The following is a 20,327-nucleotide window of genomic DNA, read 5'->3' as shown; positions in this document are numbered from 1 at the left end:
GGGGCGCCCCTTCAAGCGTGTCCGGCGTCAGCCGTTGCTGCCGCGCACCGCGTTCTCCAGCTGCGCGCCCGTGTAGGCCTCGGCGCCGGTGAAGTACTCCACCCGCAGGCTCTCGGGGCTGCGCACGCCGTTGTCGGCGCGGTCGCGCTCATAGGCGTCGAGCAGCTCCTGGGCCTCCGCGGTCGCCTCGGCGAACCGGGACGCCGGGTCCGCGCCCTGCAGCAGGACGTCGCCCATTGCGCGGGTCATCACGTCCTGCGCGCCGGCGAAGTCGCCGAACAGCGCGCCCCGGCACGGCGGCACGCCCTCACCCTCGGTGTAGCTGCCGAGCTGGGCGCTGGCCAGCCGGTGGAAGGGGTTCGCCTCGAACCAGCCCTCGTCCTCCAGCAGCCGGTAGGAGGAGCGGGTCACCGGCACGAAGCTGCTCGCGATGTGGCGGTCGGCCGCGTTGCGCGGGTTGTTCAGGAACTGCATGAACGCCAGCGCGCCGTCCTGCGTCACCTCGTCGAGACCGGCGGTCAGCCACAGCGAGGTACCGGCGATGATGTTCCCGCCGTACGGCTCGCCCGCCCGGCCGGGGAAGCGGCCGACCGTCATGCCGAACCCGGCGTGCTCGGCCGCCTGGGCCATGTAGTTGAGGTCGTTGGACGAGGTGATGCGCAGTGCCACGTCCTGGTCGGCGAAGGCCTTGAGGTTGCCCTCCCAGTCCGGGATCTTGCCGGTGTACAGGTAGTGGCCCTCCTGGTGCAGCCGCTGCCAGTACTCGACGAAGGTGAGCATCTCCTTGGACGACAGGTCCAGGCGGGAGGCCCGGCCCGAGCGGCCGTTGTCGTGGTCGGCCAGGTGCCCGCCCTGGACGGCGAGCGCCTGCTGGAAGAACAGGCCGTGGTTGGCCCAGGTCACCGCGTGGCTCGGGCCGTCCGGGAGCGCCGCGACCGCCTCGCAGGCCGCCTCCAGCTCCTCCCAGGTGGTGGGCAGGTGTTCGACACCGGCGGCGCGCAGCAGGTCCTGGTTGCCGTAGATCAGCATCGCCGTCACCACGGCGGGCATCGAGACCAGGTCGCCGTCGCGGGAGTAGTGCTCGCGCACGGCCGGCAGCAGGTCGTCGACGACGACCGGCTCGCCGAGGATCTCGGTGCGGCCGGCGATCGCCTGCTGCACCGACGTGAACAGCGGTGCGCCGTCACGGGTGCGCATGTCGTACGCGGCCTGGGTGACGGCGAAGTAGAACTCGCCGATCGCCGGCGGACGGCCCGCGTCGGCCGCCTCCGCTATCTCCCGGGACAGGTTGCGGAAGTCCCGGCCCTCGATGTTGATCCGGTACTCCGGGTGGGCCTTCTCGAACTCGGCGCCCAGCCGGTGCAGCCGGTCCATGTAGCCGGGGAAGGTCAGGTCGCCCAGCCAGACGTCGATCACGGTCGGGGTGGTCATCTACGGCCTCATCTCTGTCTGAACGGGTGCCGTCTCAGGCGGCGGTGGCGGTGGCGGACGTGAGGGAGCGGGCGAAGGCGCGGATGTCGCCGGTCAGGGCGGCCGGCTGTTCCATCGCGGCGAAGTGCCCACCGTGTTCGAATTCGGTCCAGTGCGTGAGGTTGGGCAGGTCGCGCTCGGCGAGGCTCCGGATGGGCACGAAGATGTCGTCGGGGAAGACGGCGACGCCCACCGGCACCGTCAGCGGCGGCGGGACCGCGCCGGCGGCGGCGGCCCGTACCCCCTCGGCGCCCTCGAAGTAGAACTGGGCCGACGAACCGGCCGTGGCGGTCAGCCAGTAGATCGACACGACGGTCAGCAGCAGGTCGCGGTCGACCGCCTCCTCGGGCCGCTGCTCGGCCGAGGTCCAGTCCAGGAACCTCTCCACGATCCAGGCGAGCTGGCCCACCGGCGAGTCGGTCAGCGCGTAGGCCAGTGTCTGCGGGCGGGTCTGCTGGACCTTCATGTAGCCCGACAGCTCCGCGTCGAAGCGGGCCAGCTTGCCCAGGCGGAGCTGGTCGGCCGGACCGAGCCCGGCGAGCTCGGCCGGATCGCCCGAGGGGAAGGTCATCAGCATGTTCACGTGAACGCCGATGACGTGCTCGGGGTCGATCCGCCCGAGCTCCAGGGAGATCACCGCGCCGGCGTCACCGCCCTGCGCCAGGTACCGGTCGTACCCCAGACGCTCCATCAGCGTGGCCCAGGCGCGGGCGATACGGCCCGTGTCCCAGCCCTTCTCCGGCAGCGGACGGGAGAACCCGTAGCCCGGGATCGACGGGATGACCAGGTGGAACGCCTGCGCCGGGTCGCCGCCGTGGGACCTCGGGTCGGACAGCGGACCGATCACGTCGAGGAACTCGGCGACCGAACCCGGCCAGCCGTGCGTGAGCAGCAGCGGCGTCGCGTCCGGCTCGGGCGAGATGACGTGCAGGAAGTGCACCGGCGCGCCGTCGATCTCGGTGACGAACTGCGGGTGCGCGTTCAGGCGCGCCTCGGCCGCGCGCCAGTCGAACGACGTGCGCCAGTACTCGGCGAGTTCCTTCAGGTAACCGAGCGGCACTCCGCGGCTCCAGCCCACGCCGGGCAGCTCGTCGGGCCAGCGGGTCGCCTCCAGCCGCCGGCCCAGGTCGTCCAGCTGGTCCTGCGGGATGTCGATACGGAAGGGATGCATGAAGCGCTCCGAGGAGAGTCGGTCCGCGCGTGAAGGCCGCGGCTCGCTGAAGGAGGTCACAGGGCTCGCCCGGCGGGATCGGTCCCGAAACACGTGCGTCGAGCCGTATCGTGCGCCGCTGTCCGACGGCCCCGCATCTTGCGGATTGCTCCGTGCCCACCGGCCCGGCACCGGACCGAAGGAGGGCAGCCCAGAAGATGCACCGGCCGGGGCGGCAGTGACAGCATCCCCCACGACCGGCCCCTTCGCCGCAGGTCAGCGCGCCGGTCGCGCAGGGCGCCGGGTGACGCCGGGTGACGCCGCACCTCAGCAGGAAGGACGCCCCATGAACGCTGCCACCGCCCACGCCACCGACACCCTGGTCGACGCCTTCGTGGACGCCGCGCCGGAGCGGGCCGCGCACCACTACCGCCTGCTGGTGGAGACGGTGTGGGACGACGGCGAGCCCACCGCGTCGGCACTCGACGCCGTGCCCGCCCTGGTCGCGGCGCTCGAGAGGGCCGGCCGGGAGCGCCGCGGGCACCTGGTGATCCTGCTCGGCCTGCTCGCGGAGTCCGAGCATCCCACCGCGGCCGGGCCGGTGACCCGGGCGGTCCGCGCCCACCTGGACCGCTACCTGCGGCTGCTGCGCACCGACGGCATCGGCGTCCCGCTGACGCTCGCCCTGTTCTACCTGCTGTCGCACTTCCCGGCCGACCGGGACGAGATCCTCGCCGCCGCGTCCGGCCGGGAACCGGACCCGGCCGACCTCTCCCGCCTCGACCGCGCCCTGAGCGAACTCGACCCCGGCCGGCCCGGGCTGGGCCGGGTGTGGCCCTCCCCGTCCGCGTGGACCCTCGACGAGGACGAACGCGCCTTCGACGAGAGCTGGGTGAAGGCCCTGAGCCCGCAGCAGCTCCTGACCGCCTGGGACAACGACACCCGCACGGTGCTCGGCTGCACCGGAGCCCGCGCCTACTGGGCGGTGTGCCACGGCGACCCGTCCGACGCCCCGGCCGCCGCCGTCCCCGACCGGGCCCACGCGACCGCCCCCGCGGCCGGCTCCGAGCTCTTCGCCGCGCACACCGACGCCCTGCGCTGCCCCCTGTGCCACAAGGAGCTCGAGCCCGGCGACGGGCGCTTCACCTGCACCGGCTGCGCCTGCGACTACCCGGTCGCGGGCGGCATCCTCGACCTGACCGCCCCGGCCGGCGAGGAAACGGGGGTGGACGACTTCCTGGAGAAGCTCTCCCAAGTGCCCAGCATGGGGCTGTTCTACGAGGCCGTCGCCCGCCCCTCGTTCCTGCGCGTCGCCGGCGCGAACTGGGGCGGCACCGTCACCCCCGCGGACGAGGACCGCTACATCGCCGAACAGGTCGCTCCCGTCGACGGACCCGTCGTCGACCTCGCCGCCGGCGCCGGCCGGTGGACCGCCGTCGTCGCCGGGGCCGTCGGTGCCGACCGCCTCGTCGCGGTCGACAGCTCGCTGCCCATGCTCAACGTGCTGCGCGGCCGGCTGCCCGACGTGCCCGCGGTGCTGGCCGGCGCCGCCGACCTGCCCTTCGCCGACGCCTCCGTCGGCGCGGTCGTGTGCTGGAACGCCCTGCAGGCCTTCTACGACGAGGCGCCGGCCGCCATCGCCGAGGTGGGCCGGATCCTGCGCCCCGGCGGCACCTTCACCGCGATGACGTTCCGCCGCTCCGAGGACCCCGTCTACCGCTACTTCCAGGCGGCCCACCGCTTCCCGCAGCACGAGGGCGGACTGCGGCTGTTCGAACCGCAGGACCTCGGGCGCTGGCTCACCGAGGCGGGCCTGACGGTCCGCGAGGAGAGCGGCCCGGGCACCTTCGTGTTCCTCACCGCCGTCAAGGACGCCTGACGGCCCGCCGGCCGCCGCCACGGAAGGAGCCCGTTCATGTCCCTCTCCGACGTCCGGGAGACGGCCCTCGCCCGGCCCGGGAGCCCCGAGTACGAGCGGGCGACTGCCGCGTTCAACCTCGCCGCCCCGCCCCGCCCGGCGGCCGCCGTCACCGCCCGCACCGCCGCTCAGGTCCGGGCCGCCGTGCGCACCGCGGTCCGGGCGGGGCTGCCGGTGCGCGTGCACACCACCGGGCACGCCTCCGGCGCCGTACGTCCCGCCGACGGCGCCCTGCTCATCCGCACCGAGCCGGCCGGCGGCGTCGAGATCGACCCCGTCCGCCGCACCGCCCGCGTCCCGGCCGGCACCACCTGGGGCGAGGTCGTCAGGGCCGCGGCCCCGCACGGGCTCGCCGCCGCCCACGGCTCGGCCGCGGGCGTCGGCGTCGTCGGCTACCTGCTGGGCGGCGGCGTCAGCTTCTACGGCCGCAGCACCGGCCTCGCCGCCAACACCGTCCGCGCGATCGAACTGGTCACCGCCGACGGGGAGTCGGTGCGCGCCGACGCCGACCACGAACCCGAGCTGTTCTGGGCGCTGCGCGGCGGGGGCGGCGGGTTCGGCGTCGTCACCGGTGTGGAGATCGGCCTGTTCCCCGTCGCGAAGGTCGTCACCGGCGCGAGCTACTGGTCCGCCGCCCACGCCCGCCCGCTGCTGGACCGCTGGCGGGCCTGGACCCGGCACGCTCCGCGCGAGGCGACCACCTCCTTGCGCCTCATGAACCTGCCGCCGGTGCCCGGCGTCCCGCCGCAGCTCGCCGCCGGGCCGGTGCTCTGCGTCGACGGTGCCGTCCTCGCGCGCCGGGAGGAGGACACCGCGGCGGCCCGCGAGACGGCCGCCGGGCTCCTCGGCCCGCTGCGCGAGATCGCCGAGCCGCTGCTGGACACCTGGGCCGAGACCGGGCCCGCCGGGGTGCTGGACGCCCACATGGACCCCGCCGACCCGGTCCCCTTCATCGGCGACCACCTGCTGCTGCGCGAACTGGACGACGCCGGCGCCGCGGCCTTCCTGGGTGCCGTCGGCGAAGGCTCGGGCTCACCGCTGGCCGTGGCCACGCTGCGCCAGCTCGGCGGGGCGTTCGCCGAGGCCCACCCGGAGGGCGGCGCGTTGTCGGAGGTGGACGCGGCCTACGCGTACATGGGGTCGGGTCCGCCGTTCGGACCGGTCACCGCCTCGGCCCTGCACGACCACTGCGCCACAGTGCGGGAGGCGCTCGCCCCCTGGGACACGGGGTACACCCTGCCGTCCCTGGTCGAGGGACACGAGCGTCCGCAGCGGCACCTCGACGAGGAGCGCGCGGCGGCCGTCGGCCGGGTGCGTGCCCGCGTCGACCCGCGGGGCGTGTTCGCCGGGGACGTCGCCCCCGGCGCGCTCGGGCCGGTCCGGCGTGAACCGCGGTAGACGGGCCCGCGGCCCGGTGCCCGTGAAAGCACCGAAGCACATCGTTTCGCCGGGGGACGGATTCCCCCGGCGCGACGGACACGGCACCCTCCACCGGCGCCCGGCCGGCGGGCGGTGCCGCTTTCCGCACGTCACGACGGCGGAGAGCAATTTGGAAGAACACCCGGCCCCACTTGGCCAAGTAGCATCCGACTACGCCGAGGGATCTTGGCCGGAGCGAAGGGCGGTGAGGGGGCGTGGTGTGCGACGGACGCCGCTTCGGCGCCCCCTGCCGCACGGCGGCGGACTCCGGGCGCCCGGGCGAACGGCCCCCGCGGCTCCGGCCGTCCCCCGCGGGCCGGACCCGCGCCGCGCGGTGCCCGTACACCGGCCCCCGTCCGTTACTGTGCCGGCCGCCCGCCGGGCTCCGGCCCTCCGGCGGATCGGCCCACACCCGCACCCACACCGGCCGCCGCAGACGCTGACGGTGCCCGTGCGGCTCGCGGCACGTCCGGCGAACGCCCGCTGCCCGCCCCGCTGCCCGCCCCGAGGCCGGGACCGCTGCCGCCGCCCCGGCCGTGGCGCCGTCCCTTCCTCGGTCGGCCGCCCCGGGTGCCGACCCGCCGACCCACGACCGATCCCCCAGGAAAGGGGGCACGAACTTCCATGACCCTGCCCGGAGAATTCGTCCTCAGACGCTCCGCCGACGTCCCCGTGGACACACTGGTGCGCCTGGTCAGGGCGTACGAGGAGGGCAGCACGGGCACGGCCGCCTGCACCCGCGAGGACATCCTGCTGACGATCTCGCACCCTCACTACGAGGACCACAGCTGGTGCCTGACCGGGCCCGGCCACGAACTGCTGGCATGGGCCTCGCTGGCCCTGGGCGGAGGCACCGACGCCGACGCGGCGCTCACCGTCCGGCCCGGCCCGCGCAGCGCCGCGGCCGCCCGGTTCATGATCCTGCACCTGCTGGACCGCACCGACGCGCTCGCGCTGGCGCGCGGCACCGCGTTCGGCCTCGATGTCGGCGGGGTCCTCGGCGGCGACACCGTGCTCCCCCAGGTCCTGGAGGAGACCGGGTTCGAACGCGGTGCCACGATCACCCAGTACGACGTCGACCTGTCGCGCGGGATGCCGCCGACGGCCCTGCCCCGGGACGGGCACATCCGGCCGGCCGTGCCGGCCGAGGACGCCGACGTGCTGCACGACCTGCACCTGCGCAGCCGCGCCAGGGGCCCCAAGACGCACGATCCGGCCCTGTTCCGCGCCCGGATCCGGCGGCTGAGCGAGCTCTCGGGTTTCGCACTGCTCATGGAGATCGCCGGGCACCCCGTCGGCCATGTCCTGGCGCAGGCGGCGAGTGGCCAGGGCCGCATCCTGGAAGCCGCCGTCGCCCCCGCCTCGCGCGGACTCGGCGTCGGCCTCTCCCTGATGGCCGCCGCACTCGCGGAACTGCGCCGGCGGCAGTGCGCACAGGCCCTCATCGCCGTCGACACGGCCCAACTCCTCGACCCCGAGGCCCTGCACCGGGCCCTCGGCGTCCGGGGCGAACGGACGGTGACGTACTTCCACCGGGAACCGGAACTGTGATCCTCTCCCGCCGCCGCGCCCCGGCACGCACGGGGTTCCGGGCCGGGACGTCCCCGACGTCCCGGCCCGGACCCGTCACTTGGTGAGCGTCAGCCCGGTCTGTTCCAGCACGGGGCGCACGGCCCGCGGACGACGGGAGAGCACCGCCGCCGGCAGCGACAGCAGGACGGCCGCCATCACCGCGGCGATGAACCAGCCGGAGGCGTCCCGCTCGGCGGCGAAGGCGGCCGACACCGGCATCACCGCGCCGAGCACGGCACTGGTCACGGCGTTGGGCAGCCCGATGCCCAGGGCACGCACCTGCGGGGGGAAGATCTCCGTCAGGAGCTTGGGCAGGACCGTGGTCGCGCACGTCAGGTAGAGCACGCCGGAACCGTAGGCGAGCAGCAGGCTGGCGAAGGTGCCCCGCATCGTCAGGTACGACCAGGAGCCCGCCACGGCGAAGACCACGCTCGCCACGACCAGGAAGCGGGCGGCCCCGATCCGGTCGGCGAGCAGACCGAGCGGGACGTTGACCACCATGAGGAACGCGGTGGCGGTCACGGCGACCCACATCACCGTGCCGGGTTCGGCCAGCCGCCCGCCCAGGGCGGGGACGACCGCGGTCCAGGTGCCGCCGACGGTGCCCGTGCCGGCCACGAACAGGACGGCGAGCAGCACCTGGTGCCGGTACGTGCCCAGGACCCGGCGCACCGATCCGCGGCCCGCCCGGCTGCTCACCTCGCGCCGGAACACGTCGGTCTCGGTCAGCCGGGTGCGCAGCGCCAGCAGCACCAGGCCGAGGACACCCCCGACCAGGAACGGCACCCGCCACCCCCACGCCGCCATGGCCTCGGAGCCGACCGCGGCGGTCAGCCCGCCGCCCAGCAGGGAGGCGGTGAACGCGCCGGCGCAGGTGGTCACCGAGAACAGACTGCCGTACGTGCACTTGCGCCGTTCCGGCGCGACCTCCATCAGATAGGTGGCCGCGGCCGGCCACTCGCCGCCGTGCGAGATGCCCTGGGCCATCCGCGCGAGGAGCAGCACGAGCGGGGCGAGCAGCCCGATGTGCTCGTACGTCGGCGTGACCCCGATGAGGAACGAGCCGCCCGCCATGAGGGAGACGGCCAGCATCAGCGCCGGCCGCCGGCCGCGCCGGTCGGCGAACCGGCCCAGCAGGAGGCCGCCGAGCGGCCGCATGAGGACACCGACACCGAGGACCGCGAACGCCCCCAGCACGGAGGTCAGGGTGTTGTCGGAGGGGAAGAACCGGGCGGCGAACAGCGGCGCGAACAGTCCGTACGCCAGCCAGTCGAAGGACTCGACGAAATTACCGACGACCGTCGCGGCGACCGAGCGCCGGTGGGCCTTCTCACGCGCGGGCGCGGACACGGACACGGGCATGGGACTCCTTCGGACCGCGTCGGCGCGGCCGCGGGACGTGACCCGCCGGCCGGCCTCGTCGTGCGGGCCGGGGCGGACGGTGGACGGGGGAGGGCCGGCCGCCGCTGTCGCGGGCGGCCGGTCGGTGCCCATCGTGGGAAGCGGCAGGGGCTCCGGCCAACTCCCGGCGTGCTCACCTGTCGACCGCACGCCGCGTCCCCGCGCGGGTGCGCACGCTCGGAGTTGGCCGCCCCGCACCCCGCTGCCGACGATGGGCACCGACCGAGCCCGCCCGAGCGAAGGGTGCCGCGATGACGCACATCGCGATCGACAACGACCTGCCCGGCATCAGCGGCCTGATGGCCCAGCGTCCCGACACCGGTGCCCCCCTGAACCGGCTCGCGGAGACGCTGCTGCGCAGCGGCGACTCGCCGCTGACCCGCGGAGAGCGCGAGCTGATCGCCGCCTACGTCTCGCACCTCAACAGCACGCCGTTCTGCGCCCGTTCCCACAGTGCGTTCGCCGCCGCCCAGTTGGAGGGCGGTGCCGATGTGGTGGGGGCGGTCCTCGCCGACCCGGCGGGTGCTCCTGTGTCCGCACTGCTGAAGAGCCTGCTGCGGATCGCCGCCGAGGTGCAGGCCCAGGCGCGTCCCGTCTCCGACGAGGCGGTCCGCGCCGCACGCGCCGAGGGCGCCACCGACGGCCACCTCCACGACACGGTGCTGATCGCGGCGGCCTTCTGCATGTACAACCGCTATGTCAGCGGCCTGGCCACCGACGCGCCCTCCGACCCGGCCTACTACGCGGTCGCGGCGGACGCCATCGTCCGTCACGGCTACGGAGCCGCGCTCTGACACTTCCGTGGCGCGCACCACCACCGAGGAGGACTCACGTGGACTGGTCCCCGGCCGGGGTCCCCGGCCAGAACGGCAGGACGGCCCTGGTCACCGGCGGCAGCGGCGGCCTGGGACTGGAGGTCGCCCGGGTGCTCGCCGAGCGCGGCGCGCACGTCGTTCTGGCCTGCCGCAGCACCGCACGGGGCCGGACGGCCGCCGCCCGCATCGGCGGGCGCACCGAGGTCGTCCACCTCGACCTCGCCTCGCTGGACTCGGTGCGCCGGGCCGCGGACGAGGTACGGCGCCGGCACGGACGGCTCGACGTGCTGGTGAACAACGCGGGGGTGATGTTCCCCTCCCGTGCGAGCACCGAGGACGGCTTCGAGCCCCACTTCGGCGTCAACCACCTGGGGCACTTCGCCCTGACCGGGCTGTTGCTGGACCTGATGGGCCGGGTCCCGGGGTCCCGCGTGGTGACGGTGTCCAGCCTCGCCCACCGGGCCGGCCGGGGTGCGACGGACGAAGCGGGAGCCCGGAGCACGACTGGGCACCGCTCGTTGACCGCCTACGGGCGGTCGAAGCTGGCGAACCTGATGTTCGCCCGGGAGCTGCAGCGGCGGCTGGCGGGCAGCGGTGCCGTGACCCTCTCCGTCACCGCGCATCCGGGCCTGTCGGCGACCGCCCTGTGGCAGGGGGAGGCGCCGGGGTGGCTGCGTCCGGTGAGCCGGGTCGCGCTGCGGCTGCTGGCGCAGCCGCCCGAGCGGGCGGCCTGGCCGGTGCTGCGGGCCGCCACCGATCCTCTGCTGCCGGGAGGTGTGTACCTCGGACCGGGTGAACGGTTCGAGAGCCGGGGCACGCCGGCCCCCGCGGCCTCCAGCCGTGCGTCGCGCGACGCCCTGGCGCAGGTCCGCCTGTGGGAGCTGTCGGAGGCGCTGACCGGTGTCCGCTACGGTCCTCCGGCGTCCCGCACCGGAACCGACGGCCCGCCGGCGAAGGCCGGAGGATGACCGTGCCGCCCGTCGCCCGTCCCGACGACGGCCCCGACGGACCCTTCCTGCGGGCCGCGGCCTGGGCCTGGGTCTGGCGCAGTTTCGACATCGGCCTGCCGGACGCCCAGGAGCCCCCGGAGGCCACTGTTCCCGCGCCGCCCGCCGGGCCCGGCACGCCCCCGCTCCCCGCCGGGCCCGGCACGCCCGTGCCGCCCGCACCCCTGCCCGCCGAGGCGGTCCGGCCCTGCCCCGTACGGGGCAGGCCCCGTCCCGCACGGCGCCGGCGCGGCTGTCGTCCCGGTACCGAACCGCGCGGATGAAGCGGCCCTCCGCCCCTCCCCGCCCCGGCCCGGAGGGGATGGGCGGCGCGGAGAGGAACGCAGAGCGGGGCGACGGTGGTGAACCGACCGGGCCGCAGAGGGTGGTCGTGCGTCAGGAGAAGGTGATCGCCTGGCCGCCGTCGACGAAGGCGCACTGCCCACGGGACAGAGGGTCCCCGGCGTCAGCCCCGTGGCTCTGAGGGCGACCGTGGCACTGTCGGCGAGGTCCGTGGCCGACGTCACCGTGACGACCGGGGCCGCGGCCGTGGCCGACGTGCTCGGGACGACGGGGCGCCCAGCCCGACCGCGAGGACCGCGGTGGCGCCGACACGGGTGATGAGGCCGAGCTTGTTCTCGACGGTCATGTCCTGACTCCCTGCGGGTCATGAAGTGAGCCGGGCGTTCCGGCTGCTGTGTCCATGGCGTTACGGCCCCCGCTTCGGCCTGGGCACCTTCCAAGTCGCTCGGTGGAACCCGCGGATTCCGCATGCGATTCGGCACGCAGGGAGATGCGGGCGCGCCAGGCTCCGGGGGACGGTGGCGGGTGGGCCCGACGGCAGGCATGCGCACGGGCACGCGCAGGGGCGGGCGCACACCCGTGCCTCCCGCACCGGCACCACCACACCCACCCGCGCACGACCCACGACGAGGGGAAGTAACAGGCACATGACTGCAGGCGGGGCTCCCAAAGCCGGGCGGAAGGAATGGATCGGGCTGGGCGTCCTCGCCCTGCCCACCCTCCTCGTGGCCCTCGACGTCTTCGTACTCCTCCTGGCGCTGCCGCACCTGAGCAGGGATCTCGGCGCCGACTCCACCCAACAGCTGTGGATCATGGACATCTACGGCTTCATGGTCGCCGGTTTCCTGGTCACCATGGGCACCCTCGGCGACCGCATCGGCCGCCGCAAGCTGCTGCTGATCGGCTCGGCCGCGTTCGGCGCCGCCTCCCTGATGGCCGCCTTCGCCACCAGCCCGGGCATGCTCATCACCGCCCGCGTGCTTCTGGGCATCGCCGGCGCCGCCCTGACGCCGTCCACCCTGGCGCTCATCACCACCATGTTCCAGGACGCCAAGCAGCGCACGGTCGCCATCAGCCTGTGGGCCAGCTGCTTCACCATCGGCGCGATCATCGGCCCGCTGCTCGGCGGTGTGATGCTGGAGTACTTCTGGTGGGGTTCGCTGTTCCTGATCGGCGTCCCGGTCATGGCGCTCATCCTGATCGTCGGCCCGCGCGTCCTGCCCGAGTTCAAGAACCCCGGGGCCGACCGCCTCGACCCGGCGAGCGTCCTGCTGAGCCTGGGCAGCACGGTCCCGGTCATCTACGGCATCAAGGAGATCGCCCGCAACGGTCTCGAGGCCCTGCCCGTCACCGTGCTGATCACGGGCCTCGTCGTGGGCGTGCTGTTCGTGCAGCGCCAGCGCCGTCTGAGCAGCCCGCTCCTCGACGTCACGCTGTTCACCCACGGCCGGTTCACCGCCGCGCTGCTCAGCCTGCTCGCGTACAGCCTCATCGGCGGTGTGGTCATGCTCTTCATGACCCAGTACTTCCAGGCCGCACAGGGCATGACCCCGTTCGAGACGGGACTGGGGATGCTGCCCGGCATGGCCGCGGCGACCGTCTCCTTCGCGGTGTGCCCGATCATCGCCCGCAAGATCCGTCCCGCGTACGTCATCGGCGTCGGCATCGCGGGCGTGACCGCCGTCCTGCTCACCTTCACCCAGCTCGAACCCGGTTCCGGCACGGCCGTACTGATCGCCGGGTTCGCCGTCTTCTCCTTCTGTGGCGCCCCGATCGTGGCGCTGGGCACGAACATGGTCGTGGGAACCGTTCCCGCGGAGAAGGCCGGTTCGGCCGGGGCCCTGTCCCAGATGAGCAACGAGTTCGGTGCCGCCTTCGGTGTGGCGACCCTGGGCACCCTGGGCCTGGCCGTCTACCGGGACGACATCGCCGGCACCCTTCCGGCGGGTGTGCCCGAGAGCGCCGCCGACGCCGCCCGCGACAGCGTCGCCGGTGCCGCGGCCGCCGCCGACACGCTGCCCGCACCGCTCGCCGAGACGCTGCTGGAGCCCGTGCGGGTGGCCTTCACCGGCGGCCTGCACACGGTGGCCGCGGTCAGCGCGGTCCTCATCGCCGTCGTCGGCGCCTTCTTCGTCGTCCTGATGCGGCACGTCCCGCCGGTCGGCCAGGAGGAGACCGCGGCCGACGCCGAGGCCGAGGGCGAGGACGTGTCCGAGACCGGGAGCGCGGCCGAAGCCGAGCCGGCGCAGAAGGCCGGGGTCTGACCCGAAGCCCGCGAACCGTCTCCGGTACACGCGTCGGCCGGGTGCGCACCACGCGCACCCGGCCGACGAGTGTCCCGTATGCCTCAGTGGACCCAGGGGGCCATGGGGTACCAGATCAGGTCGCGGTAGGCCAGGAGGCGCACGTCCCAGTACAGGATCATGAAGACGCCAGCGGCGATGAACGCCGCCGCCATCAGCGCCGACGCGCGGCTCGGCCGGGCCGTCAGCCAGCGGTGCAGCCGGTCTCCGAAGACGACGGTCACCAGCAGGAACAGCACCGCCACGACGACGAGGTTGCCGAGCGTCTGCAGCACGAACGCCGTCGCCCCGTAGAGCGGGTTGCCGCTCTCGGCCGCGTCCCGGAACAGCTGCCGGAACAACGGGAACGGGCGCCCGATGAGGAACGCCCCGATCAGGGCGCCCATGAACAGCATCGGCGCGCCGGGAAAGCGCCGCGACAGCCGCGCCAGCGGGTCCTTCACCACGCCCAGCGAGGACAGCCCGAGAACCAGCATGACCAGGCCGATGAGCCCGTACACCACCATCGCCTGGACCAGCCGGCCGGACAGCCCGCTGCCCGGCGCGCTCTCGTCGAACTGCGGCATACCGGCGCCGACCAGCGCCACGACCGCCCCGTACAGCGCCGACACGGTGACGGCACCCGCGGCGAGCCTGCTCAGCGGCTGGAGGGCGGCGGTCAGCCGCCGCAGCGGGGAGGACGGCCCGCCCGTCAGCGGGGCCAGCGCGCTGAACACGGCGACGTTGCACGCCGTGAACGTGCCCGCGACCCCGGTCGCCACGGCGAACGCCAGACCGGCCAGGACACCGGCGATGGGGGTGTCCTTGGCGTGGTGGCCGAGCAGGGTGTCCGCGACGTTGTCGCCGATGGTCCGGTCGACGAACTCCGCCGACCACACCACCGTCAGGGCGAAGCCGAACAGGGCGCTGACCACGGCGACCAGCATCCGCCGCCGCGGAGCGTGGCCGTTGAAGAAGAACGAGGGCTCACGCGAGGTGCGCGTGCGCCGCGGGTCCGAGGCGTCCAGGGGAGGACGCTGCGTCAGTTGTGTCATGAGCATGCCTTTCCTTGAGGAGTGAGTGCGGAAGGAAGACGTGCGGTGTCTCCGGGACCGGGAAGAGGCCCCGAACGCGGTGTGGGGGGCGGTGCACCGGTCCGTGCACCGCCCCCCACACGCCTCGTCGCGCCGGGTCAGCGCAGAGCGATTCCCTCCCGGAGCAGGGACCGCAGGAACTCGCCCCGCGACAGCGCCGCGGCGATCAGCTCGATGTCGTCGGCCATGTAACGGTCCACGCCCAGGGCGGGCACCAGGGACCGCACCGCGTCGTACGTGGCCCGGCTCGCCGGGCTCAGGTCCTCGTACCGCCGCGACACGTCCACGGCCTGCGCCGCGGCGAGGAACTCCACCGCGAGGATGCGGTTGTTGTTCTGCAACACCCGGCGGGCGTTGCGAGCCGCGATCAGGCCCATGCTGACGACGTCCTGGTTGTCGCCGTTGGACGGCACGCTCTGCGTGCTGGCGGGTCCGATGGTCCGGTTCTCCGCCACCAGGGCCGTCGCCGGGTAGTTCGCGCCGGCGAAACCGCAGTGCAGGCCCGGGTCGGCGGCGACGAGGAACTCCGGCAGACCGTAGCTGAGATGCCGGTTGAGCAGCCGGTTGACCTGCCGTTCGGCCAGCACCCCGAGCTGCGTGAGCGCAATCGTGGTGAAGTCCATGACGAACGCGATCGGCTGGCCGTGGAAGTTCGCTCCGTGGAAGATCTCCTCGCCCTCGAAGAACAGCGGATTGTCGTTCGCGGAGTTGAGCTCGATCTCCAGCCGCTCCCGCGCGTGCCCGAGCGTGTCCCGGACCGCCCCGAGGATCTGCGGCACGGCACGCAGCGTGTACGCCTTCTGGAGATACACGTCGGTGCGCTGGACGTCACCGCCGCCCTCCCTGGCCTTCTCCAGTTCACGGCGCAGGTCCGCGTGGTCCAGGGCCAGGCGGCTGCCCGCGAGCAGGGTCCGCATGTTGGCCGCCGAGTCGATCTGCCCCCGGTGCGGCCGGGCGATGTTGTGGCCCTCGGCCAGGAACGGGCTCCTGGACCCGCGCAGTACGTCGTTGAGCAGGCCCGAGACCACCTCCGCCTGGCGAACCTGAGTGAACGCCCGCTCCACCACAAGCGAGCCCAAACCCGTCATGGCGGAGGTCCCGTTGATCAGCGCCAGGCCCTCCTTGAAGCGCAGCTGAAGCGGGGCGATCCCCAGCTCGCCGAGCACCTTGCCCGTCTCACGGCGCTTGCCGTCGCGCAGCACCTGGCCCTCGCCGATGAGCGTGCCGGCGAGGTGGGAGAGCGGAACGAGGTCACCGCTGGCGCCGAGGGAGCCGATCTCCGGTATCGCCGGTGTGATGCCCTCGTTCAGATACAGCGCCAAGCGGTCCAGGATCTCAGGCCGGACCGCGGAGTACCCTTTGGCAAGCGTGTTCAGACGCGCCGCCACGATGGCCCGGGCCTCGTCTTCGGCGAACAGCGGACCCACGCCGGCGCTGTGGCTGCGCACCAGGTTCGTTTGCAGTTCGATCTCTTTCGACTTGTCGATCTGCATGTAGATCATCTCGCCGTAGCCCGTGGTCACGCCGTAGATGGGGATGTTCTGTTCCGCCAGGTCCTCGAGCATCGCGCGGCTCTTGAGTGCCTTGGCCACGGCATCCGGGCACACCCCCACCGGCGTTCCTGGTTCCGCGACACGGCTCACCGCGTCGGTGGTGAGGCTCTCGCCGTCGAAGACGACCGTGGCGGTGCCGGTGTCAGCTGTTGTCAACGCTCTCACTCCAGGTGGACGAAGCCGGACTCGACGAGGAAGCCGGCGGACAGGTCGGGGCAGGGCGGCAGGTGTCAGGGCTGGAACGAACCGCTGGCCGCCCGCGCACGGACCGTGCGGCGCAGCAGCTTGCCGGTGTGATTGCGGGGCAGGGACGCGACGAAGACGACATCCTCGGGGACCTTGTACCAGGTCAGCGTTGTGCGAGCGGTGGTGAGCAGCGCCTGCCGTACTCCCTGTGCGGCGGCGTCGACGCCCGCCCGCAGGACGACGAAGGCACGCAGCACCGAGACCCCGTTGTCGTGCCGCACCGCGCACACCGCCGCCTCCTTCACGGCCGGGTGCTCCATGAGGCGGTCCTCGATCTCGGCGGGATGCACGTTGATGCCCCCGACGATCTCCACGTCGTCCAGACGCCCGTGCACGGTGACGAACCCGTCGGAGTCGACCGTCGCGGCGTCGCTGGTGGCGTACCACTCCTCCGGCGCCGTCCGCAGCGGGACGTCGCTTCCCCGGGCGACGCCCGGGCCGATGGTGGGCCCGGCCAGTTCGAGCCGGCCCTCGGTGCCGGCGGCCACCGACCGCCCCCGCTCGTCGACGATCCGCAGCCGGTAGGGCGCCAGTACCCTGCCGAGGGTGAACTCGCGGTACGCCCCGGCCCCGTTGACCAGCAGGGCGTGCCCGATCTCGGTCGTGCCGTACACGTTGAGCAGCCGCTCGCCCAGGATGTGGCGCAGCCGTCGCTCCAGTGCCCGGGGCAGCACCTCCCCGGCGACCACCGCCACCCGCAGGCGGCCGAGGATCTCCTCGGCGCCGGGGTGGGCGAGCATGTGCGCGAAGAAAGTGGGCTGGCTGTAGTGGACGGTCACCCCGTGCCGTGCGAGGAGGGCCAGGCAGTCGGCCGGAGCGAGCCGCCGGGTGGTGAGCACGGTGGCGGCTCCCCGCAACAGGGGGAAGAGCAGCGAATTCCCCAGCCCGTAGGCGAAGTTCATCCGCGGCACCGAGTAGCAGACGTCGTCCTCGGTGACACCGACGGCCCGGCCGGCCGCCTGGTCGAGGACCTCCGCGTCGGCGTGCGTGTGGAAGCAGAGCTTGGGGTCACCGGTCGTGCCCGAGGTGAACGCGGCGTACGCCGGTGTCCGCGGCGTGCAGTCGGCGTACGGCGGCGCCGCGCCGCCGCCCCGCGACAACAGGTCCGCGGTCAGTACCGGGGCGGTGAACAGCCCTACGAGGTCGGGCGTGGCCACCACGGCCGCGGGCTCGGCGATGCGCCCCGCCCGCGCCATCTCGTCCGGGTGGAAGGTCGAGTTGACGGCGATTGCCACCGCGCCGATGCGTACGGCGCCCAGGAACGCCCGGACGAAGTCGAGGCCGTCGGGCAGGGCGATGAGGACGCGTGAGCCGGGACCCAGACCGTGCGCCGCGAACACCGCCGCGGCCCGGCCCGCTCCCTCGTACACCGAGCGGAAGGAGTGCTCGCCGCTCTCGTCGATGTAGGCGGTACGGTCCAGCCTGCCGTGCGCGCGTGCGGACTCCTCCAACAGTTCGGCCAGATTGCCGCTGCGGGTGTCGCGGACGGAGACCAGCGCGATCGCGTCGCCTGCGGGGCGCGGCGGGGCGGTGGTCATCGGCAGATCCCCTCTATCTCGACCAGCAGGTCCGGTCGGCAGATACCGACGTTGAAGAACACGGCGTCGGCCCCGCTGGAGAACACCTCGGCGCACCGGGCCCGCACCGCCGGCAGGTGCTCCGCGTCACGGACGTACACCTTGACCGAGTCCAGTTCCGTCAGCCCATACCCAGCGTCGACGGCGTGCTGGCGCAGGTTCTCCCCGCTCACCAGCGTCTCGATGTTGGCCAGGGTGACGTCCAGCTGGCGCTCGATGTCGTCGGGGTGCACCGTGTCGTCGCCGAGGATGCTGGCCGTGCCCGATACGAAGAGGGCCCCCGCTCCGTGCCCCTCGGAGGCCAGATGGGTACCGCGCGCGAAACTCGGCGGCCTGGCCCCGTACCGCTCGGGATACCGGTGGGCCGGAGTCTGCCGCGGGTTCTCCAGATGGGTCGTGCGCCCGGGACGGCAGGCCAGGAAGTACAGGTCGATGCCCGTCCCCAGGGTGCCGATGCCGGTCGCGGCGGGCATACCCTCGAAGTGCTCGGACCACTCCTTGAAGGCCAGTGCCCGGCCGGCGCAGAAGTCCTGGTAGATCTCCGTGCCCTCGGCGTTGGTACCCGTGATGTCCCCGACGAGGTTCCACATGCGGAACAGGTCGGTGTACCCCTGCTGCCGGGCCAGCCGGAACGCGGCGTCGTAGGCGGTGTGCACCGCGTCGCGGTACACACCGCTCTCCTCGATGCGCACCGCGCAGAAGAAGTGCTCGCCGTCCTCCGCGTACACCAGGTTGTCCTGCAGCCCGCAGCGCACCGGACGGTCGGTGACCCAGACCTCCGTGAACGGGACGGCGTCCGCGGCGGTCATATGGACGTCGAGCCGGGGGGATCCCCGGTACAGCGTCGGCCGCCCGCCGTGGTGCCCGTACACGATACGGGCCAGGACGTTCCGGCCGGCCAGGACGTCCCCGTCCCCGCCGGAGGTCGTGTCGAACACGCAGTCGAGCAACTGTGTGCGCGCGAAGGTGCGTAGGGCTGTCACGAGTTTGCTCCCAGGGGTGAGCGCTGCGAAGCGAAGCGGTGAGTGCGTCAGGCGGGCGGCCACGGCAGGCCGCGGTCGCCGAAGCCGTCGGAATCGACCCACAGCGCCCGCAGGCCGCGCAGGGTGACGTTCGGTCGGTAGGACGGGGTCCCGGTGGCGAAGCGGGCGCCGGTGACCCGCTGGGCGAACCGGACGAGAACCGTTTCGGCGATCAGCCGGGCCACCGGCTCGCCCGGGCACGCGTGCGGACCCAGCCCGAAGGCGGCGTGCGGCGCGGTGGTTCCGTCCGGTGAGAAGACCTCGGGGCTGTCCCGCACCTCGGGGTCCCGGTGGGCCGCGGCCAGCAGAAGCAGCATGGTGGTCCCGGCGGGCACCCGCGTGCCGCAGATGGCGAGATCGGCGGCAGCATGACGGTGGAGCAGCTGGACCGGTGGATCCAGGCGCAGCACCTCCTCCACCACCTGGCCCGCGTACTGCGGCTCGCGGCGCACCGTCCTCAGTACGTGCGGGGCGCGCAGCAGCGCCAGGATGCCGCCCGAGACCAAGTCGACGCTCGTCTCGTGCCCCCCGACGAGCAGAGCCCGGTACGCGGCGGCGAGTTGCTCCGCGTCCGCCTCCGGTGCGCCGTCGCCGGTCCGGGCGCCACGCGAGCGCACCAGCTCGCCGAGGTACGTCTCCAGCTCCTCCTCCGCCCGCCGGCGGGCCTCGCCCCCGGGCGGGGCGGCACCGGTCAGCAGCTGGTGTGGGTCCAGGGCGGGGGAGAGCAGCAGAGCCCGCTGGTGCAGCCAGGACGCGTCCTCCCGTGGCAGGTCCAGCAGCTGGCAGAGCACAGCCGCCGGCAGCGGATACGCCAGATCCGTGACCGCTTCGAGCCGTCCACGTGCCGCCACCCCGTCGAGGCGGTCGTCGACGAGATCGCGCACGAAGGGGACGAGGTCACGCATCCGCCGCGGTGTGAGCAGCCGCGCCACCAGCCGGCGCAGCCACACGTGCTCCGGTGAGCCCACGACGGCCATGGCGAGTGCCTCCGGCCGGCCGCCGTGGCGGGCAGGACATACATCGGCCTCTCGGGCGACGGCTTCCGGCGCCCGCAGGACGGCCGAGCAATGGCGCCACGAGGAGAAGACGACGGTCGACCCGTCCCACCACAGGGGCCCCGTCTCACGTATCCGGTTGAACACCGGATACGGGTCGGAACGCAGGGAGCCGTCCAGGATGCGCAGCAACAGCGAGCGGGCTTCCTCCTGCCGGTCCCTCTTTCCGGAGAGGAGGGACGCCGAGCGATGGCTTTCCATGGCACAGCCTTCCTGAAAGGGGACGCTGCCAGGGGGAAGGATGTTGGCGCCCGTCCGGCGCTGTCCATGCGGAGTTGCACAAGCCGCCGCGAACAGCGGCGGTTGCGAAGACTTCGCCAAGTCCGCTTGTGAGTGCACCAGTCCATGCGGCAGATTCCAGCTAGATGGGCCGCGCCCGCCGAACCGACAGCCAACACCGAACGCACCAGGTCACGAACGTCCGTGTCGTTCCCTTGCTATTGACCGCCCTACACGCGCGTGCC

The 20,327-nt window shown here is 73.4% G+C and carries 16 protein-coding genes; 7 read left to right on the top strand and 9 right to left on the bottom strand.

The features are described 5' to 3' along the window. Positions 1–27 precede the first annotated feature (27 nt). Both AC6F7H_RS33460 and AC6F7H_RS33455 read right to left on the bottom strand, forming a co-directional pair. Positions 28–1,431, bottom strand: a complete 1,404-nt coding sequence (locus AC6F7H_RS33460; protein ID WP_500762382.1) for an extracellular solute-binding protein — start codon at positions 1,429–1,431, stop codon at positions 28–30. A gap of 34 nt (positions 1,432–1,465) precedes the next feature. Then, complete coding sequence (locus AC6F7H_RS33455) at positions 1,466–2,641, bottom strand: epoxide hydrolase family protein (protein WP_500762380.1); 1,176 nt, start codon at positions 2,639–2,641, stop codon at positions 1,466–1,468. A gap of 325 nt (positions 2,642–2,966) precedes the next feature. Here AC6F7H_RS33455 and AC6F7H_RS33450 point away from each other — a divergent pair, with 325 nt between their 5' ends. The 3 genes from AC6F7H_RS33450 (at position 2,967) to AC6F7H_RS33440 (ending at position 7,508) form a co-directional block, all read left to right on the top strand. Next, positions 2,967–4,499 (top strand): methyltransferase domain-containing protein, encoded by a 1,533-nt coding sequence (locus tag AC6F7H_RS33450; protein ID WP_500762378.1) that lies wholly within the window; start codon positions 2,967–2,969, stop codon positions 4,497–4,499. Between the two features lie 36 nt (positions 4,500–4,535). After that, positions 4,536–5,936: an FAD-binding protein gene (locus AC6F7H_RS33445; RefSeq protein WP_500762376.1), complete on the top strand. Its 1,401-nt coding sequence runs from the start codon at positions 4,536–4,538 to the stop codon at positions 5,934–5,936. 645 nt (positions 5,937–6,581) lie between these two features. Continuing rightward, entirely contained in the window at positions 6,582–7,508 is a 927-nt protein-coding gene (locus tag AC6F7H_RS33440) for a GNAT family N-acetyltransferase (protein WP_500762374.1), read from the top strand. A gap of 75 nt (positions 7,509–7,583) precedes the next feature. On the opposite strand, the gene AC6F7H_RS33435 is transcribed toward AC6F7H_RS33440, so the two are convergent. Next, a complete protein-coding gene (locus tag AC6F7H_RS33435; RefSeq protein ID WP_500762372.1) occupies positions 7,584–8,891 on the bottom strand; it encodes an MFS transporter in 1,308 nt (435 codons plus the stop codon). A gap of 290 nt (positions 8,892–9,181) precedes the next feature. On the opposite strand from AC6F7H_RS33435, the gene AC6F7H_RS33430 reads away from it, so the two are divergent. From AC6F7H_RS33430 to AC6F7H_RS33420, 3 genes are read left to right on the top strand one after another with little or no spacing between them, the layout of a single operon-like run. Beyond that, positions 9,182–9,724 carry a carboxymuconolactone decarboxylase family protein gene (locus tag AC6F7H_RS33430; protein ID WP_500762370.1) on the top strand — a complete coding sequence of 181 codons (543 nt, stop codon included), beginning with the start codon at positions 9,182–9,184 and terminating at the stop codon, positions 9,722–9,724. A 38-nt stretch (positions 9,725–9,762) separates the two neighbouring features. Then, on the top strand, positions 9,763–10,713 hold the full coding sequence (locus tag AC6F7H_RS33425; protein ID WP_500762368.1) for an oxidoreductase: 951 nt from the start codon (positions 9,763–9,765) through the stop codon (positions 10,711–10,713). Next, entirely contained in the window at positions 10,710–11,015 is a 306-nt protein-coding gene (locus AC6F7H_RS33420) for a hypothetical protein (protein ID WP_500762366.1), read from the top strand. The genes AC6F7H_RS33425 and AC6F7H_RS33420 overlap by 4 nt, the downstream gene beginning before the upstream one ends. 239 nt (positions 11,016–11,254) lie before the next feature. Here AC6F7H_RS33420 and AC6F7H_RS33415 read toward each other — a convergent pair whose 3' ends face one another. Continuing rightward, positions 11,255–11,380, bottom strand: coding sequence for a hypothetical protein (locus AC6F7H_RS33415; protein WP_500762364.1), 126 nt, complete (start codon positions 11,378–11,380; stop codon positions 11,255–11,257). Positions 11,381–11,681: 301 nt separating this feature from the next. Between AC6F7H_RS33415 and AC6F7H_RS33410 the strand changes: the two genes are divergently transcribed. Then, on the top strand, positions 11,682–13,298 hold the full coding sequence (locus AC6F7H_RS33410; protein WP_500762362.1) for an MFS transporter: 1,617 nt from the start codon (positions 11,682–11,684) through the stop codon (positions 13,296–13,298). An 83-nt stretch (positions 13,299–13,381) separates the two neighbouring features. On the opposite strand, the gene AC6F7H_RS33405 is transcribed toward AC6F7H_RS33410, so the two are convergent. From AC6F7H_RS33405 to AC6F7H_RS33385, 5 genes are all read right to left on the bottom strand, one after another. Further along, positions 13,382–14,371 carry a hypothetical protein gene (locus AC6F7H_RS33405; RefSeq protein ID WP_500762360.1) on the bottom strand — a complete coding sequence of 330 codons (990 nt, stop codon included), beginning with the start codon at positions 14,369–14,371 and terminating at the stop codon, positions 13,382–13,384. A gap of 137 nt (positions 14,372–14,508) precedes the next feature. Next, positions 14,509–16,119: a tyrosine 2,3-aminomutase gene (gene cmdF / locus AC6F7H_RS33400; protein WP_500762358.1), complete on the bottom strand. Its 1,611-nt coding sequence runs from the start codon at positions 16,117–16,119 to the stop codon at positions 14,509–14,511. A gap of 74 nt (positions 16,120–16,193) precedes the next feature. Beyond that, positions 16,194–17,747: a class I adenylate-forming enzyme family protein gene (locus tag AC6F7H_RS33395; protein WP_500762356.1), complete on the bottom strand. Its 1,554-nt coding sequence runs from the start codon at positions 17,745–17,747 to the stop codon at positions 16,194–16,196. Beyond that, positions 17,744–18,769: an FkbO/Hyg5 family chorismatase gene (locus tag AC6F7H_RS33390; RefSeq protein ID WP_500762354.1), complete on the bottom strand. Its 1,026-nt coding sequence runs from the start codon at positions 18,767–18,769 to the stop codon at positions 17,744–17,746. Before AC6F7H_RS33390 ends, AC6F7H_RS33395 begins: the two co-directional genes overlap by 4 nt. Before the next feature lie 47 nt (positions 18,770–18,816). Next, positions 18,817–20,064: a cytochrome P450 gene (locus AC6F7H_RS33385; protein WP_500762352.1), complete on the bottom strand. Its 1,248-nt coding sequence runs from the start codon at positions 20,062–20,064 to the stop codon at positions 18,817–18,819. Positions 20,065–20,327 lie beyond the last annotated feature (263 nt).

The sequence above is a fragment of the Streptomyces sp. MMS24-W38 genome (assembly GCF_059889265.1).
Note: the sequence above shows the minus strand (reverse complement) of the source record. Positions and strands in the feature narration are given on the sequence as shown.